This is a genomic window from Kaistia sp. 32K (assembly GCF_016629525.1).
GTDB lineage: Bacteria > Pseudomonadota > Alphaproteobacteria > Rhizobiales > Kaistiaceae > Kaistia.
In genome coordinates this window covers 1,130,615-1,147,576 of sequence record NZ_AP024269.1, presented here as the reverse complement: position 1 = coordinate 1,147,576, position 16,962 = coordinate 1,130,615, and the positions used below count along the sequence as shown (strand labels likewise).

The following is a 16,962-nucleotide window of genomic DNA, read 5'->3' as shown; positions in this document are numbered from 1 at the left end:
GAATTCTCCGTAACGTGTTTCTGTGTCTCAGTCTTTGACTGCGCCCATCGTGACGCCCGAGACGATGTGTTTCTGCATGAAGAAGGTGAAGAGCACCGGAGGCAGGCACTGGATGACCGACGCCGCGGCAATGTATTCCCAGTACACTCGGCCGGTGCCGATGAAGGACGAGATCACGACCGGGAACGTCTTTGCCTCGCGGGTCGTCAGGAACAGCGCCAGCATGAATTCATTCCAGGCGAAGATGAAGACGAACGTCGATACTGCTGCCAGACCGCTCTTGCTGAGCGGCAGAACGACGTCCCGCAGCACCTGCCACCACGTGCAGCCTTCGAGACGCGCGGCCTCGATGAGCTCCTTCGGGACGCGTCGGATGAACGACATCGTCATCCAGACGGCGAACGGCAGATTGAAGCCGGCATAGGCGATGATCAGGCCTGGAAGCGAGTCGAGCAGGCCGACGCCGCGGAAGATCACGAACAGCGGCACCGCGGCTGCGATCGGCGGCATCATTCGGGTCGAGAGAATCCAGTCCGCCAAGGCCTCGCGACCGCGGAAGCGATGGTTGACGAGCGCAAATGCCGTCGGAACCGCGAAGATGAGCGCCAGGATCGTTGCACCGATCGTCGCCACGAGGGAATTGACGATGAACGGCCAGAACTGCGTGATCACATCATAGAAGTTCTGCAGATACGTGAAGTCCGGGATCCAGACGGGCGGTATGGCGATGATGTCCGCCGTCGGCTTGAAGGCCGCCAGCGTCAGCCACAGCAGCGGCGCCACCGACACGAACACGAAGAGCAGAACCAGGACGAGCGGGCCAAGGTCGCGCAGCCGGAAGGCGTTATTCATCTTCAATTCTCCTGAGGAGCTTCACGGCAAACGTTGTGATGACCATCGAGATGACGAGGATGATGACGGCAGCGGCCGATCCGACGCCCGCCTGGAAGAACTGGAAATTCTGCTGGTAGGCATAGAGCGTCAGAACCATGGTGGAATCCCCGGGGCCTCCGCGCGTCGTCACGTAGACCACGTCGAAGAACCGCAAGGTGTCGATGATGCGAAGGATGACGCCGAGGAGGACGATGCCCTTGATGGAAGGGATCTCCAGCAGTCTCAGCACGTGATGCCACTTCGCTCCATCGACGCGGGCTGCCTCGTACAGATCGGAGCGGATCGAAAGCAGACCCGCCATGATCAGCAGCATCATGAACGGGGTCCATTGCCAGACGTTGATCAGAAGGATCGAGATCATCGCGGCGGTCGATCCGCCGAACCACGCAACCGGGCCAAGGCCCACGCCGCCGAGCAGGTAGTTCGCGATGCCGAGCACGGGATTGAAGACGTAGGAGAAGATCATGCCGACGATCAGCGGCGTGACCATCATCGGAACCATGAACAGGGAGCGGAGGCCGTTCACCCACTTGATATGGCTGAGGCTCACGAACGCCTTCGCGATGACGAAGGCGATCACGATCTCGAATGTGATCGAGACGACGGCAAGCAGGCCCGTATTCAGCATCGCCCGCAGGAAAAGCGGATCGGTCAGAAGGTTGATGTAGTTGTCCGCGCCGACAAACACGGCGCGCTTCAACGCCGTCAGCTTCACGGCATGCAGGCTGAGGTAGACGGAGTAGAGGAACGGCCAGATGGTCAACAGGGCCAGGAAGATGCAAGTCGGAACGATGAACGCCGTCATCTGGAACCGATCGCCATGAATGAAAGCGCGCCGGGGCGCTGCCCGGGGCACACCAGCCTGTATAACGGCATCAGCCATCGTGAAATCCTCCAGTAAACACGAAATCCGAGGGCGGACGGATCGCCCGCCCCCGGAAAGAGTTCGTTAAAGCTGCCCGTTTTGCTTGAGGAGCTTCGTCACGTCCTCGTTCGCGCCATCCATGGCATCCTTCGGGCTCTTCTCGCCGATGATCGCCTTGTTGACCTGGGCTCCGACCGTGTCGATGAGCTGGAATGCAACGGAATTGCGCGGACGGACTTCAGCCCACGAATCCTTCTGACCTTCCAGCAGGACCGACGTCCAGGGGAACTTCGCCTGGATCTCCTTGTCCTCCATCGCCGACAGACGGCTCGGCGGTCCGCCGGCCAGGACGAAGTCGCGATGGACAGGCTTGCTCGCGAACCACTTCAGGTAGTCCCAGGCGATGTCCTTCTGAGCGCCATGCGTGTTGACGCAGGCGATCCAGCCGCCGACCGGAGTGATGGTCTTTCCACCCTCCTTGTGCGGCATCAGCGCTGCCTTGAACTTCCCGGCGATCTGGCTCTGCTTGGGATCGTTTGCGATCTGCGCACGAACGGACCAATCGTTGATCATGGCCAGCTTGCCGGCCGCGAACGCGTTGGCGCGCTCATCCCAGGCGAAGGATTCCACGCCCGGAGGACCATAGGCGACCATATCGCGGAAGAACTGGACGAGATCGACCGATTCCTGGGAGTTGAGGAGCGGCGTCTGATCCTTGTAGGGCTCCGCCGATCCGATGTCGTTCGATGCCCAGGGCTTGCCGCCTGCGCTGTAGATCCACTCGAACCACTGCTGACCAGCCGCCGCGCCGCGCTTGTTGTTCATCGCGTAGCCGTAGACGCCCGGGAAATCCTTGTTGTTGCTGAAGGTGGCTGCCGCCTTCTTCAGTTCCTCGAACGTCTCTGGAACCTTGATGCCCGCCTTCTCGAACAGGTCCGAGCGGTAGTACATGAGCTCGTAGTAGGTGCCGACCGGAAGGCAGACGCGCTCGCCTTCCCAGCTCGCCTGGCCGGCTCCCGCCCGGGTGAAGTCGTCCCAGGCAAAGACGTCGGGATTCTCGGCGATCTTGGCTTCGACGGGATCCAGGCAACCGGCTTCGGCGAATTCGCCGATCCAGACGCCGTCGATCAGCATGACGTCGTAGCTGCCGTCGTTCTGGGAACAGGCAAGCAGTTCCTTCTCGTGCAGGGCGTCGTAGCCGTAGCCGTCGATTTCCACCTTCGCGCCGGTCGCCGTGGTGAAGCCGTCCTTCACGGCCTTCATCGAGTCGATGAACGGATCGGTGATGGTCATCACGCGCAGGGTCTTGCCCGAGTGGTCGCCGAGCTGGCCCTTCCAGTCTATATCCTCGGCCGCGGCCGCCGATGCCGTGAGCATCGCCGCGGCGGAAAGCAGACCGATCATTTTCGCATGTAGCATATAGTACTCCTCCAGGTTAAAGGCGCATTCGACTACGCTTGTGACGGCGCCAGAGCGTCGACAAAGCTCCTCCCGTGCGGTGAATCGCTCCACCACATTGGTCTTTTCTTGCGGGTGACGTTTATCTGCGCGCGCTTCTCGGCACGCTATGCGGAGCGCACCCCTTCGGCAGCCGGCGCGCCTGTTGACGCCCGGACCAGCAAATCACACAATAATCGCTCGCGTGCGGACGGCTGGCTCTCATCGCTGAGGTGGCCCCGCAGCCTGTTCCAGATTGCGCGTCCCATCTCGTCGACTGGCTGCCGGATTGCAGTCAGTGGCGGCTTGAATGCGTGCATCCAGGAATAATCGTCGAAGCCCAGCACCGAGATGTCCTGGGGCACGGACAGTCCGTTCTTGTTGGCGGAAGCAAGAATCCCCAGGGTCGCGAAGTTCGTCAGCGCAATGAATGCAGTGGCCTGCCGTTCGCCTTCCATGAACGTGCCCAGGCGCTCGGCGGCTGTATCGAAATCGAGGCCGACCTCGATGAGGATCGGCGCCGCCAGGCCCTCCCTGGAAAGCACCGCCTCGATGCCCTCGCAACGCTCGCGGATGTTCTGCAGCTTCATGGAGGAGGCAGCGACGACGAACTGACGATGACCGAGAGCGACAAGGTGCTCCGCCGCCTTCACGCCGGCATCCACGTTGTCGACGGTCACGGCATCTCCGTCGAATAGCGAAGGCACGCGATCCGCCACGACGAAAGGAACGCCGCTGCCCGAGAGGAGCTCGCGGCTCGCAAACTCGTCCGTGCAGGGGATGATGACGACGCCCGCGGGCTTCCAGCCAAGAAGGGCGGACAGCCGGCGCGCTTCCTCCTCGGCATCGCCATGGGAACTCGCGACGATAATGTCGTACCCCTCCCCACGGACGCTCGCCTCGATCGAAGCGATCAGGCTGGTGAAGAACGGATTGTTCAAATCGGGAACAATGGCAGCCACGACCTTTGCCTTGCCGGCTCGCAGCTGAGACGCCGCACGGTCCGGCTGGTAGCCAAGATCGGTTGCTGCGCGGCGCACACGCTCCGCGAGGTCGGGCTTTACGACGCGATTGCCACTAAAGACGTTGGAGACGGTCCCGGCGGAAACGCCGGCCCTGCTGGCAACGTCTTTGATGGATACAACCATAACGCCACACCCCTCCCAGAGCACAAGCATTTTTAAAACGATTTACGGAAAACGTTTTAATTGATTGCCGAATGGATGCAAGAGAGAAATTTCGTGAGTTCCAAATCCCACGATTTGCCCACACCAGCAGTCGCACGAAGGGGTTGTGTTGACGGAGCAACCTCAACCGCGACCCTGAGGGCAGCTTGCAATCCTGCCGGAATGCCATGGCGATCGCATTCGGCCGGAACGCCGCGCCAGCCTTCGCGTCGCCAAATGCAGTTGCCCCCTCAGGAGCGGGACGCCTGGCGGTCGAGCGGGACGTTCGAGGCGCATTCCGCGCGGGCCGCGAAGACTGTGCCGATGCCGATCAGGATCGGCTGGGTCGGGTCGAATGTTACGGCCAGATTGGGCAGGTCCGCCAGCGTGCCCGACGTCACGACCTGCCCGGCGCGGCCGACCGAGGCGGCGACGGTGACCGGCGTCCGGGGCGACATCCCTGCCCCGACCAGCCGTTCGGCAATGGCACCGGCCGTGCGTCCGCCCATGTAGAAGATCGTCGTCGTGGCGGGATCGGCGATGGCGCGCCAGTCGAGATCGTCCGGCAGGCCGCCCTGTTTCGAATGACCGGTGACGAAGCGCACGGAACGCGCCTGATCCCGATGCGTCAGCGACACGCCGAGCGAGGCGGCCAGCGCAAGGCCGGCGGTGATACCCGGCACGACGTCGTAGCCTATGCCATGCGCCTCGAGCGCGGCGATCTCCTCGCCGGCGCGGCCGAAGATCATGGGATCGCCGGATTTCAGCCGGACGACCCGGTGGCCGGCCTTCGCCAACGCCACCAGCTTCTCGTTGATCTCCTCCTGCCGGCAGCTCGGCCGCCCGGCCCGCTTGCCGACCGGAACCCGCTTCGCCTCGCGGCGCGCCAGTTCCAGCACCTCGGCGGAGACGAGATCGTCGTAAAGGATGATGTCAGCCGCCTGCAGGGCGCGCACGGCCTTCAGCGTCAGATGTTCGGCGTCGCCGGGACCGGCCCCGACGAAACTCACATGGCCGGCGGTCGACGCAGCCGAACCGAGTGCAATGGCCTCGCGCAGCTCCGCTTCCGTGCCGGCGTTTGGCGCGGCGCCGAAAGCGCGGTCCGCCAATCTCTCCCAGAACACCCGCCGGCGGACGCTCCCCTTGAGCGCGCCGGCAACGCGGTCGCGCAGGGTCTGTGCGAGCGCCGCCCACTCTGCCAGCGACGGCGGCAGGATCGTCTCGATGCGGCGGCGGATCGCCTGCCCCAGAATGGGCGCGGCGCCGGAGGTCGATATGCCGACGACGACAGGCGAACGGTTGACGATCGCGCCAAACTGGAAATGGCAAAAGGCCGGCTTGTCGATGACGTTGCAGGCTGCACCCGCCTCGCGCGCCGCCTGTTCGAATTCGGCGGCCTCGTCCGCGTCGAGATCGGCCAGCGCCAGCTGCGCGCCGACCAGATCCGCCGGCCGCCACCGCCGGGCGTGATGCAGGATCGCCGGGCTATCCCGGATCAACCGGCGCATGGCTTCCGACAGTTCCTCGTCCGGCGCGTAGAGATCGACCAGCGCGCCGGCCGCCACAAGCAGTTCTACCTTCCACGCGGCGGCGTCCGTGCCGCCCACGACGACGGCGCATTTGCCATCGAGATCGAGGAAGACCGGAAGCACGGCTAAGGGCTGGATGCGGGCGGAACCGGCTTCACTTGGCTGCCTCGACATGCGATGCCCCGACACGATTCGCATCGATGATACTCCTGATCTCGGAGCGGCATGAGCCGCAATTGGTCCCCGCCTTCAGCGTCTCGCCGATCGCCTGCAGGCTGTGGCAGCCGGCGGCGACAGCGTCGGCGAGTTGATTGGCGCCGACGTTGAAGCAGGAGCAGACGATCCGCCCGATGGCCGGCGCCGGCGACGGCGAGCGGCCGGACAGCAGCGCGAGGCGATCGATCATCGAGAGCGGCTCGCCGGCCGCGAGAAGCGAGACGAGCCAGTCGCGCGCCGGCAGCAGCCCGACCTGCGCGACGAGCAGCGCCTCGGCCATCCGCTCCGTGTCGTCGACGACGGCGGCGCGATAGGAAAGCCCCCGCCGGTCGCGGTATTCGAGCAGGCGCTCCGCCGGATAGGCCTCGATGAATTTTCGCGCGAGCAGGATGCCCTGGTCGGGCGTCTCCGTGCCGCAGAGCTCGTAGACCCAGCCGCCCTCAACGCGCTGCCGGCTCCAATGGACGAAGCCGGTCGGCCTCAGATCCCTGCGCGTGATCAGCACGCCCTCCCAGGCGACGACCTCGCGCTGGATCCGGAGCGGCGCATGCTTGAGCTCGGGCTGGCCGGAGAAGACGTCGGTCGCCGGCGAGGCGAGCGAGCCGGCGCCGGCATTCGCCGCGTAGTGGCCGCTCCAGTGCATCGGCAGGAAAGCATGGCCGGGCCGCTGGTTTTCGGTGACGTGCACCCTGGCGCGCGCAAAGCCATAGGGGGTCGTCAGCCGCGCCAGATCGCCCTCGGCCAGCCCGTTCGCGCTCGCATCGCGCGGATGGAGATCGAGCAGCGGCTCCGGCGCGTTTGCCATCAGCCGCGGCGCCAGGCCGGTGCGCGTCATGGTGTGCCACTGGTCGCGCAAGCGGCCAGTGTTGAGCGTCAGCGGGAAGTCGGGGCTTGCGGCCTGCGCAACGCCCTCCTGCCGCACCGCCACGAAGCGCGCCCGTCCATCGGGCGTCGGGAAGCGGCCATCGGAAAGCAGCCTCTCGCCACTCTCGCCATGCTTCGGCTGCGGCCAGAGGCGCGGCGCGAAGCGCTCGTAGTCGGCATCCGGAATGGCTTCGAGCGCGCCGAGATCGAACAGCCGCGCGCCGTCATTCTCGAAGGCCGACAGCGCCGCGTGCTCGCGGAAGATCGCGGCCGGGCTCTCATAGTCGAAAGCGTCGCCGAAGCCCATCCGCCGCGCCACGTCTGAGACGATGCGCCAGTCGGGCTTCGCGTCGCCCGGAATCGGCAGGAAGGCCCGCTGCCGGGACAGCCGGCGCTCGGAATTGGTCACCAGCCCATCCTTCTCGCCCCAGGTCGCGGCGGGGAGGAAGACATCGGCATAGCGCGTCGTGTCGGTGCGGGTGATGTCGGATACGGCGACGAAATCGCAGGCCCTGAGCGCGGCGCGCACGCGGCCCGCATCCGGCATCGAGACGGCCGGATTGGTTCCCATGATCCAGAGCGCCTTGATCCGCCCCTCGCCAACCGCCTGGAACAGGTCGACGGCCTTCAGCCCGGGCTTTCGCGAAATGTTCGACGCGCGCCAGAAGCGCGAGACGCGGTCGATATCCGCCGCATCGTCGAAGTTCATGTGCGCGGCGAGCTGGTTGGCGAGCCCGCCGACCTCGCGGCCGCCCATGGCGTTCGGCTGGCCGGTGACGGAGAAGGGTCCCATACCGGGACGGCCGATGCGGCCGGTCGCCAGGTGGCAGTTGAGGATGGCGTTCACCTTGTCGGTGCCATGCGCCGACTGGTTGACGCCCTGGCTGTAGACCGTGACGACCTTCTCCGTCGCGGCGAAGAGCTCGTAGAAGCGCCTGACATCGGCGGCGGGCAGGCCGCAGCCCTGCGCGACCTTCTCGATTGTAGGCGCGTCCACCGAGGCGACGGAGATCGCGGCGTCGAAGCCGGATGTGTGGGCGGAGACATAGGCTTGATCGACGGCGTTCGAGCGCGCGAGATGCGCGAGCAGCCCGTTGAACAGCAGTACGTCGGTGCCCGGATCGAGCGCGAGGTGCAGGTCGCTCGCATCGACGGTGGCGGTCCGGCGCGGATCGATCACGACGATCTTCGTGCCGCGTTCGGTTCGCGCCGCCAGCATGCGCTGATAGAGGATCGGATGGCACCATGCGGTGTTGGACCCGGTCAGGACGATCAGCTCGGCCTGCTCGAAGTCCTCATAGACGCCGGGGACGATGTCTTCGCCGAAGGCCCGGCGATGTCCGGCGACGGACGACGCCATGCAGAGCCGAGAATTGGTGTCGATGTTGCCGGAGCCGATGAAGCCCTTCATCAGCTTGTTGGCGACGTAGTAGTCCTCCGTCAGCAGCTGGCCGGAGATGTAGAAGGCGACCGCATCCGGACCATGCGCGGCGATCGTCTGCGCGAACCGCCTGGCCGTCAGCTCGAGTGCCGTGTCCCAATCGGCGCGCTTGCTGCCAATCTCGGGATGGAGCACGCGGCTCTCGAGCCCCGTCGTCTCGCCGAGCGCCATGCCCTTGGAGCAGAGCTTGCCCCGGTTGGCGGGATGATCCGGATCGCCGCGGACGGAGACGGCTCCGTCCGCGGCTACCTTTGCCAGCACGCCGCAACCGACCCCGCAATAGGGGCAGGTCGTCCTCACCTCGGCTGTCAGCATCGGGTCCATCGGGCTACTCCGCCGCAACAAGCGCTTCGCCCAAGGCAATCTCGATCCGGCCCTCCGTGACCCGGACGGGGATCGTCGGCACCGATCCCTCGTCGGCGCCCGTCGCCTTGCCTGTTTCCAGCGAAATCACCCAATTGTGCAGCGGGCAGGTCACGGACGCGCCGTGCACGATGCCCTGGGTGAGCGGCCCTCCCTTGTGGGGGCAGTGATCCTCGATGGCGAAGATCCGGTCGTCCTGCGTGCGGAAGACGCCGATTTTTCCGCGCGGCGTGTTCACGCAGCGCGCGCCGCGCCGGGGGATGTCGTTGATCTCTCCGATGTCGAGCCACATGATCGCTACTCCGCCGCCGGGGCCAGTTCGGTGACCGCCAAGGGCCGGAATTCGTGCTTGTCCTTGCCGGAGACGCGCTCCGACCATGGATCGACCTGGGCGAATATCTGGCTGAAGACGAAGCGGTCGTAGAGGGCCTTGCGCCGGTCCAGGTCGGCCATGATCTGGCGGCGGATTTCGTCCAGGCCGATGCGCTTGGCCCATTTGTAGATGCGCTCGAGATAGCGAGCCTGCTCGCGATACATTTGCGTCAGCGCGACGATCGCCTCCAGCGCCTCGTCCTCCGTCCTCACCAGCCCGAGCACTTCCGTGCCCTTGATGTCGAGGCCGGCCGCGCCGGCGAAATGGATCTCGTAGCCGGAATCGACGCAGATGACGCCGACGTCCTTGCAGGTCGATTCCGCGCAATTGCGGGGACAGCCCGACACCGCCATCTTCACCTTGGCCGGCGTCCACGAGCCCCACATGAACTTCTCGATGCGGATGCCGAGGCCGGTCGAATCCTGCGTGCCGAAGCGGCACCAGTCCGTGCCGACGCAGGTCTTCACCGTGCGCAGGCCCTTGGCATAGGCGTGACCTGAAACGAACCCGGCCCTGCCGAGATCCGCCCAGACAGCCGGCAGGTCTTCCTTCCGGACCCCCAGCATGTCGATGCGCTGGCCACCGGTGACCTTGACGGCGGGAATGGCGAACTTGTCGACGACATCGGCGATGGCGCGCAGCTCGCTCGCCGACGTCATCCCGCCCCACATGCGCGGCACCACCGAATAGGTGCCGTCCTTCTGGATGTTGGCGTGGACGCGCTCGTTGATGAAGCGCGACTGGTAGTCGTCGGCATATTCGTCCGGCCAGTCGCAGACGAGGTAATAGTTCAGCGCCGGCCGGCATTTGGCACAGCCGCAGGAGGTCTTCCACTCCAGCTCCTGCATGACCGCCGGAATGGTCTTCAGTCCCTTGGCCTGGATCAGCCGGCGGACCTCGTCATGGCCGAGCTCCGTGCAGGCGCATATCGGCTGCACGGCCGCCGGCTGGTAGCTGTCGCCGAGCGTCAGCGACATCAGCTTCTCGACCAGCCCGGTGCAGGAACCGCAGGAGGCGGACGCCTTGGTGTGGGCGCGGACGTCGTTCAGCGAGGTCAGACCCTTCGCCGTGATGGTGCTCGTGATCGTCCCCTTGCAGACACCGTTGCAGCCGCAGATTTCCGCATCATCCGCTAGCGCTGCAACGGCTGCCAAAGGGTCCGAGGAGGCGCCCCCCTGGAAGGCCTGACCGAAGATCAGCGTGTCGCGCATCTCCGAGATGTCGGTCGCCTTCTTCTTCAGCTCGTTGAACCAGGCGCCGTCGCCCGTCTCGCCGAACAGGACGGCGCCGATGATCGCGTTGTCCTGAAGGATGACCCGCTTGTAGATGCCGGCCGAAGCGTCGCGCAGTATGATCTCCTCGCGGTCGTCGCCATCGGCGAAGTCGCCGATCGAATAGAGATCGATGCCGGTGACCTTGAGCTTGGTCGGCGTATCCGCGTGGACGAAGCGCTTGTCCTCGCTTTCCGCCAGCGCTGAGGCTGCGACCCTCGCCATCTCGTAGAGCGGCGCGACCAGGCCGTAGACCCGTCCGCCGACCTCTGTGCATTCGCCGACCGAGAAGATGTCGGGATCGGAGGTCTGCATGCGATCGTCGGTGACGATGCCGCGATTGACCTCGAGGCCGGCCTCCCTGGCGAGGCCGATATTCGGCCGGATGCCGACGGCCATGACGACGAGCGTCGCGGTCAGGATCTCGCCGGTATCGAGCTCGACACCCTCGACCTTGCCGTTGCCGATGATCGCCCTGGTGTTGGCCTTGGTGCGCACCGTGATGCCGCGCTGCTCGACCGCCTTCTGCAGCAGATAGCCGGCGGTCGGGTCGAGCTGGCGTTCCATCAGCGTCGGCATGACGTGCAGGACGGTGACGTCCATGCCGCGCTCCCGGAGGCCGGCCGCCGCCTCGAGTCCCAGCAGTCCGCCGCCGATCACCACCGCCCGGCTGCGCGATTGCGCGGCAAGCAGCATGGCGTTGACGTCATCGAGATCGCGATAGGAGAGCACGCCCGGCAGGTCCTTGCCGGGCACGGGGATGATGAAGGGCTGCGAGCCGGTCGCGATGACCAGCTTGTCGTAGCTCTCCGTCACGCCCTGGTCGGAGGTGACGGTCTTCGCCGCGCGGTCGATCGCGACGATCCGGTGGCCCTTGTAGAGGGTGATGCCGTGCTTGATATACCAGCCGTCGCCGTGGATGACGATTTCCTCATACGCCTTCTCGCCCGACAGGACCGGCGACAGCATGATCCGGTCGTAATTTACGCGCGGCTCGGCGTTGAAGATGGTGATCTGATAGCGGTCGGGCGCCGCCTCGAGCAGGTGCTCCAGCATCCTGCCCGGGGCCATACCGTTGCCGACGATGACGAGTTTCTCGGTCATGTTCGCTGTTCCCGTCGATCATTCGGCCGGAGAGGCAAGTGCTGAAGAGGCAAGCGCCGGCGAAGCCATGGCCTTTGAGACCAGGGTCTCCTCCGCCCGCGCGCGGCGATATTCGAGGCGCAGGATGGTGACGTGCATCCAGGCGAGGCAGAGCGCGGCGACGACGAAGAGCAGCATGAAGCAGCTCGACCAGACGCCCGTCAGGTCGTTCAGCGCGCCGAAGGCGATCGGCAGGACGAAGCCGCCGAGCCCGCCGATCATGCCTACCAGGCCGCCGACCGCGCCGACATTCTGCGGGTAATAGGCGGGGATGTGCTTGAACACGGCGGCCTTGCCGATCGCCATGAAGAAGCCGAGCACGAAAGCCGCGACGATGAAGGGCAGCCAGCCGATCTCTACATGGAAGGCAATCGGGCCGTTGATGCCGCGCACCGTGTAGTCCGTCGCCGGCATCGCCAGCACGGCGCAGCAGAGCGCCGATACAGCGAAGGTCCAGTAGAGAACCGTGCGTGCGCCGATCCTGTCCGACAGCACGCCGCCATAGGCGCGGAAGACCGAGGCGGGGATCGAGTAGGCCGCGGCGATGATGCCGGCGGTGGCGATATTGAAGCCGTAGACGCCGATCAGGTAGCGCGGCAGCCACAGCGCCAGCGCGACGAAGCCGCCGAAGACGAAGAAGTAGTAGAGGGCGAAGCGCCAGACGCGGATGTCGCGGAGCGGCGCGAATTCGGCGAGGAAGCTCCTGGTCGGTCCAGCGCTATGGAGGCGGCGCTGGCGGATGACCGGATCGTCCTCGGTCGTGAACCAGAACACCGCCGCCATGACGGCGAGCACCGCCGCCCAGATCAGCGCCACGTTCTGCCAGCCCCAGGCGAGCAGGACGAAGGGCGCGCAGAATTTGGTGACCGCCGCGCCGACATTGCCGACGCCGAAGATGCCGAGCGCGGTTCCCTGCCGGGAAGCTGGATAGAACCGCGACACATAGGCGACGCCGACCGCGAAGGATCCGCCGGCGAGACCTACGCCGAGCGCCGCGAGCAGCATCTGCGGATAGGTCGTCGCGAAGGCGAGCAGGAAGGTCGCAAGCGCCGCCGCCAGCATGGTCACGGTATAGACCAGCCGGCCGCCGAGGCGGTCGGTCCAGATGCCGAGCAGCATCCGGACCAGCGATCCCGTCAGCACCGGCATGCCGATGAGCAGGCCGAACTGGGTCTCGCTGAGGCCCATCTCGGCTTTGATCTTGATGCCGATGATCGAGAAGATCGTCCAGACGGCGAAGCAGACGGTGAAGGCGATCGTCGAGATGACCAGGGCGCGACGGGCGGCCGGATCGGGTTCTGCGCTGGTCGGGGCTGGATTCGTCATTCCTGGCTCCATGGTGCGGCGGGGGCCGCGCTGCGACTGAAAACGAAAAAAGCCGCCGTAGAGGTCGACCGCGCTCCCCGATCGGGGATCGCATCGTGACCTGTACGGCGGCTTTGCCTGGGTGCGCCCGTCGTTGGACGCCAATTCGGTGGCCCTACACTGGGCCTGGAACTATTCCAGCATGAACCGTGCCAACTTCATGCCGGACGAAATTGTTCCATGAAATCAAGGCCCACGCCGGATCGAGGCGCTTTCGGCGGCGCCATTCGACGCGCAGAGATCCGGCAGCCTTTCGCATCGCATTGCACAATTCATATGCAATGCATCGGACTGCCTGCTTTTGTATCGGTGATTTTGGAGCGCGGCGCCCGCCGTCAGGAACGGCCGGTCTGGCCCGCGATATAGGCCTCGAGACTGCCCGGATCGAACACGCCGCCATCAAAGAACCCGTCCGGGCCGAGCACCAAGCTGGCGCCGGCCGAGCCGACCGGCGTCGCCTCGGTCAGCGCGCCCTCGACCTTGGCGTTCGCCCCCGGCAACGCCACGCCGAGCAGTTTTAACGCGGAGCGGTAGAGGTCCGGACGGTAGGTCTCACGGGCGATGGCCGCGTTCTGGTCGGAAGCCGGGATCTGGCCCCAGCGCACCATCTGCGAATAGAACCAGAGCGCATGGCTCTTCCACGGAAAGGTCGCCCCCTTGGCATGGGGCACGAGGAAATCGGGCACCAGCACGCTGTTGCCGGAGCCCGTCGGGATGTCTCCCGTGAGCGCCGGCAGCAGCCACTCGGCCGGCCGATCGACATAGTCGGGCTCCGCCATCAGCGCCGCGAGATCGGCGCGATTGCCGGGATTGCCGCACCATTCCGCCGCGCCATAGAGCGCTCTCAACAGCGCGTCGAGCGCGTGCGGGTTTTCCGCCGCCCAGCCGGCCGCGACACCGAGCACCTTTTCCGGGCTCAGGCGCCAGATCTTCGCCTTGACGGTGGCGATATGGCCAACACCCGAAGCGACGGCGATCGAGTTCCAGGGCTCGCCGGCGCAGTAGCCGTCGATATGGCCGGCGCCCAGCGCATCCGCCATCAGCGGCGGCGGCAGGATGACGATCTCGACATCCCGCTCGGGATCGATGCCGCAGGCGGCGAGCCAATAGCGGAGCTCGTAGCCATGGCCGGAATGCGGATGCACGACGGCGAAGCGTGTCACCGGATCGCCGGCCTTTGCCCGCTCGCGCAGCACCGCGCGCAGCGCCCTGCCCGCGAGCGCCGGATCGAGATCCGGCTTCGCGCCGGCATCCTCCATCCGTCGCCAGAGCGCGTTCGAGACCGTCACGGCATTGCCGCCGAGGCCGAGCGCCATCGGCACATGCGTCGGGACGGCGAGCGGGGTCAGGCCCAGATTGCAGGCGATCGGCATCGGCGCCAGCATATGCGCCACGTCGAAATGGCCGACGGCCATGCGGTCGCGCATATTCGCCCAGGAAATCTCGCGCACCAGGCGGAGCTCGATCCCCTCGGCTTCGGCAAACCCCTTTTCGCGGGCGACCACGAGCAGCGCGCTGTCGAGCAGCGGCATGATGCCGGCGGTGATGACGTGGTCGCTCAAAGGTCGCCCCCGAGCAGGCCCGCGGCGGTGACGAGGCTTTGGGCGATGTCGCCGATCTTGCGGTTCTGGTTCATCGCCGTCTTGCGCAGCAGCGCATAGGCCTCCGCCTCGGAAAGCCCGCGCGATTTCATCAAAATCCCCTTGGCGCGCTCGATGACCTTGCGGCCCTCGAGCTCCGAACGGGCTTCCTCCAGCTCCCGCTCCATGCGCGAGAAGGCCCGAAACCGGCTGACGGCCATGTCGAGGATCGGCTTGACCCGCTCCCGCCGCAGCCCGTCCACGACATAGGCCGAGACGCCGGCGGCGACCGCCGCCTCGATCGAGGCGGTGTCGGAGCGATCGACGAACATGGCGATCGGCCGCTTCACGGCCCGCGATAGCTGGAACATGTGCTCCAGCATGTCGCGATTGGGATTCTCCAGATCGATGATGATGACATCCGGCTCGATCTCGCCGATGCGCCGCGCGATGTCGGTCACGTCGTGGATGATGGTCACCCGGTCATAGCCGGCATCGCGCAGGCCCGCCTCGATGACGGAGACGCGAACGCGGTTGTCGTCGATCACCAGGATCCGGAGCGTTGAGGCGGCATTCATGGCGCCATCATGCCCGGCAATGGCCGCCACGCAATGCGGAATCTCCCGCCCCCCTCACAGACGATTGCGCTTGAAGTCGCCGGACGTCGAGGTCTCCAACGCAATACGGGCCCTTGCCCAGGGCGGCAAGGGCTCGATCCGGCTGGCAGGCTCGCTATCCTTCAGCCACTGGAGCCGGGACGCCTTCCGCCAGGGCTGCGCAGGATATCAAGTCGATCACTTGATGTAGATATTTCGCCGACCCGCGCTGAACACATCCAAATCCACGTATTCCCGTTCGACTTGGCGCCTATGCTTCGAAAAATCTTCCAACTATTAGCCGATAATAACTATAGATTATCTATCTTTAAGAAGGGGCGCCGCTAGGCTTGCTGTCATTAGTCCTCGTTGGAACCCGCATGCCCCGCCAGATCCGCTTTAATGCCTTCGATATGAACTGCGTCGGCCATCAGTCGCCCGGCCTGTGGAAGCATCCGCGCGACAGATCCTGGAAGTACAAGGATCTCGATTACTGGCAGGATTTGGCGCGCACGCTGGAGCGCGGCGTCTTCGACGGCATCTTTATCGCTGACGTCATTGGCTATTACGACGTCTACAAAGGGTCGAACTATCACGCCATCGAGCAGGCCGCGCAGATCCCGGTCAATGATCCCCTGCAATTGGCCGCGCCGATCGCGCTCGCGACCGAACATCTGGGCATAGGCATCACGGCATCGACCTCGTTCGAGCATCCCTACACTTTCGCCCGACGCCTCTCGACGGCCGATCACCACACCAAGGGACGCGTGGGCTGGAACATCGTCACCTCCTATCTGGAGAGCGGCGCGAAGAACGTCGGCCAGGCGGGGCTGCAAAATCATGACAACCGCTATGAGATAGCGGCCGAATATGTCGAGGTGCTCTACAAGCTTTTCGAGGGAAGCTGGGAGGAAGACGCCGTCCTGCGCGATCCGACGCGTGGCATCTTTACGGATCCGAGCAAGGTTCATGAGATCGGCCACAAGGGCAAGTTCTTCAATGTGCCCGGCTACCACCTCTCCGAACCGTCGCCGCAGCGGACGCCGGTTCTGTATCAGGCAGGCGCCTCCGGTCCCGGCAAGGCGTTTGCTGCCGCGCACGCGGAATGCGTCTTCGTGGGCGCGCCGACCAAGCCTCTTCTCAAGGCGTATGTATCCGAGATCAGACAACGGGTCGCCGCCGCCGGCCGCGATCCCAGCAAGGTTCTGATCTACAATCTGACTACCCTGATCATCGACGAGACGGACGAGAAAGCGCAGAAGCGGTTCGAGGAATACCAGAACTACGTTTCCTACGATGGCTCGCTGGTTTTCATGTCCGGGTGGAGCGGCATCGACTTCGGTCAATATGCCCCGACGGACGCCCTGAAAAAGGTCGAGACCAACGCGATCGTTTCGATGGTCGAGCACTTCGCAGGGAACGAAAAGACCTGGACCGTCGATGAACTGGCCAAATGGGGCGGGATCGGCGGCGTCGGGCCGGTCTTCGTCGGCTCCTCGAGCACCATCGCCGACATCCTGCAGGAATGGGCGGAAGAGACGGACGTCGACGGCTTCAACCTCGCCTATGCCGTGACGCCGGAGAGTTTCGAGCAGGCCGTCGACTTGCTGGTTCCCGAACTCCAGAAGCGCGGCGTCTATCCGACCGCCTACAAGCCGGGAACCCTTCGCGAGAAGCTTTTTGGCGATGGGCCGTATCTCCCCAAGAACCATCCAGCTGACGCCTACCGGGACATCGAGGCTGTGAAGCGCCGCGAAAGCCTCATCGAAGCAGCGATCGCAGAGGCCTGATGTCCGCTCCTCTTGAACTTTGCGAGGTGCCGTTGCAAGCGCCGCCTGGGTGCGATGCTGCCGGTGTTC

General features: G+C 65.1%; 12 protein-coding genes. 1 reads left to right on the top strand and 11 read right to left on the bottom strand.

Annotated features, from left to right (window positions below; translation table 11 throughout):
• Positions 1 to 27: 27 nt before the first annotated feature.
• The 11 genes from K32_RS04975 to K32_RS04925 all read right to left on the bottom strand — a co-directional run bounded on the left by K32_RS04975 (position 28) and on the right by K32_RS04925 (position 15,085).
• Positions 28 to 852, bottom strand: coding sequence for a carbohydrate ABC transporter permease (locus tag K32_RS04975; RefSeq protein WP_201402970.1), 825 nt, complete (start codon positions 850 to 852; stop codon positions 28 to 30).
• Positions 845 to 1,699: a carbohydrate ABC transporter permease gene (locus tag K32_RS04970; RefSeq protein ID WP_201402969.1), complete on the bottom strand. Its 855-nt coding sequence runs from the start codon at positions 1,697 to 1,699 to the stop codon at positions 845 to 847. The genes K32_RS04975 and K32_RS04970 overlap by 8 nt, the downstream gene beginning before the upstream one ends.
• Positions 1,700 to 1,843: 144 nt before the next feature.
• Positions 1,844 to 3,274 (bottom strand): extracellular solute-binding protein, encoded by a 1,431-nt coding sequence (locus K32_RS04965; protein WP_201402968.1) that lies wholly within the window; start codon positions 3,272 to 3,274, stop codon positions 1,844 to 1,846.
• A gap of 50 nt (positions 3,275 to 3,324) precedes the next feature.
• On the bottom strand, positions 3,325 to 4,344 hold the full coding sequence (locus tag K32_RS04960; RefSeq protein WP_201402967.1) for a LacI family DNA-binding transcriptional regulator: 1,020 nt from the start codon (positions 4,342 to 4,344) through the stop codon (positions 3,325 to 3,327).
• A 269-nt stretch (positions 4,345 to 4,613) separates the two neighbouring features.
• On the bottom strand, positions 4,614 to 6,065 hold the full coding sequence (gene cysG, locus K32_RS04955) for a siroheme synthase CysG (protein ID WP_244669851.1): 1,452 nt from the start codon (positions 6,063 to 6,065) through the stop codon (positions 4,614 to 4,616).
• Positions 6,046 to 8,736, bottom strand: a complete 2,691-nt coding sequence (locus K32_RS04950; RefSeq protein ID WP_244669850.1) for a nitrate reductase — start codon at positions 8,734 to 8,736, stop codon at positions 6,046 to 6,048. The genes cysG and K32_RS04950 overlap by 20 nt, the downstream gene beginning before the upstream one ends.
• 4 nt (positions 8,737 to 8,740) lie before the next feature.
• Positions 8,741 to 9,067, bottom strand: coding sequence for a nitrite reductase small subunit NirD (gene nirD / locus K32_RS04945; protein ID WP_201402965.1), 327 nt, complete (start codon positions 9,065 to 9,067; stop codon positions 8,741 to 8,743).
• A gap of 5 nt (positions 9,068 to 9,072) precedes the next feature.
• Positions 9,073 to 11,523 carry a nitrite reductase large subunit NirB gene (gene nirB / locus K32_RS04940; RefSeq protein ID WP_201402964.1) on the bottom strand — a complete coding sequence of 817 codons (2,451 nt, stop codon included), beginning with the start codon at positions 11,521 to 11,523 and terminating at the stop codon, positions 9,073 to 9,075.
• A gap of 18 nt (positions 11,524 to 11,541) precedes the next feature.
• Positions 11,542 to 12,888 carry a nitrate/nitrite transporter gene (locus tag K32_RS04935; RefSeq protein WP_201402963.1) on the bottom strand — a complete coding sequence of 449 codons (1,347 nt, stop codon included), beginning with the start codon at positions 12,886 to 12,888 and terminating at the stop codon, positions 11,542 to 11,544.
• 374 nt (positions 12,889 to 13,262) lie between these two features.
• Positions 13,263 to 14,459 (bottom strand): CmpA/NrtA family ABC transporter substrate-binding protein, encoded by a 1,197-nt coding sequence (locus K32_RS04930; RefSeq protein ID WP_201404349.1) that lies wholly within the window; start codon positions 14,457 to 14,459, stop codon positions 13,263 to 13,265.
• 26 nt (positions 14,460 to 14,485) lie between these two features.
• A complete protein-coding gene (locus K32_RS04925; protein ID WP_201402962.1) occupies positions 14,486 to 15,085 on the bottom strand; it encodes an ANTAR domain-containing response regulator in 600 nt (199 codons plus the stop codon).
• Positions 15,086 to 15,483: 398 nt separating this feature from the next.
• Here K32_RS04925 and K32_RS04920 point away from each other — a divergent pair, with 398 nt between their 5' ends.
• Complete coding sequence (locus K32_RS04920; RefSeq protein ID WP_201402961.1) at positions 15,484 to 16,893, top strand: LLM class flavin-dependent oxidoreductase; 1,410 nt, start codon at positions 15,484 to 15,486, stop codon at positions 16,891 to 16,893.
• The last annotated feature ends 69 nt before the right edge of the window (positions 16,894 to 16,962 follow it).

Excerpts from the sequence above, each read along its gene's own strand:
- K32_RS04975 (WP_201402970.1), bottom strand. The coding sequence starts at position 852 with ATGAATAACGCCTTCCGGCTGCGCGACCTTGGCCCGCTCGTCCTGGTT.
- K32_RS04970 (WP_201402969.1), bottom strand. The coding sequence starts at position 1,699 with ATGACGGCGTTCATCGTTCCGACTTGCATCTTCCTGGCCCTGTTGACC.
- K32_RS04960 (WP_201402967.1), bottom strand. The coding sequence starts at position 4,344 with ATGGTTGTATCCATCAAAGACGTTGCCAGCAGGGCCGGCGTTTCCGCC.
- cysG (WP_244669851.1), bottom strand. The coding sequence starts at position 6,065 with ATGTCGAGGCAGCCAAGTGAAGCCGGTTCCGCCCGCATCCAGCCCTTA.
- K32_RS04950 (WP_244669850.1), bottom strand. The coding sequence starts at position 8,736 with ATGGACCCGATGCTGACAGCCGAGGTGAGGACGACCTGCCCCTATTGC.
- nirD (WP_201402965.1), bottom strand. The coding sequence starts at position 9,067 with ATGTGGCTCGACATCGGAGAGATCAACGACATCCCCCGGCGCGGCGCG.
- nirB (WP_201402964.1), bottom strand. The coding sequence starts at position 11,523 with ATGACCGAGAAACTCGTCATCGTCGGCAACGGTATGGCCCCGGGCAGG.
- K32_RS04935 (WP_201402963.1), bottom strand. The coding sequence starts at position 12,888 with ATGACGAATCCAGCCCCGACCAGCGCAGAACCCGATCCGGCCGCCCGT.
- K32_RS04930 (WP_201404349.1), bottom strand. The coding sequence starts at position 14,459 with ATGCCGCTGCTCGACAGCGCGCTGCTCGTGGTCGCCCGCGAAAAGGGG.
- K32_RS04925 (WP_201402962.1), bottom strand. The coding sequence starts at position 15,085 with ATGAATGCCGCCTCAACGCTCCGGATCCTGGTGATCGACGACAACCGC.
- K32_RS04920 (WP_201402961.1), top strand. The coding sequence starts at position 15,484 with ATGCCCCGCCAGATCCGCTTTAATGCCTTCGATATGAACTGCGTCGGC.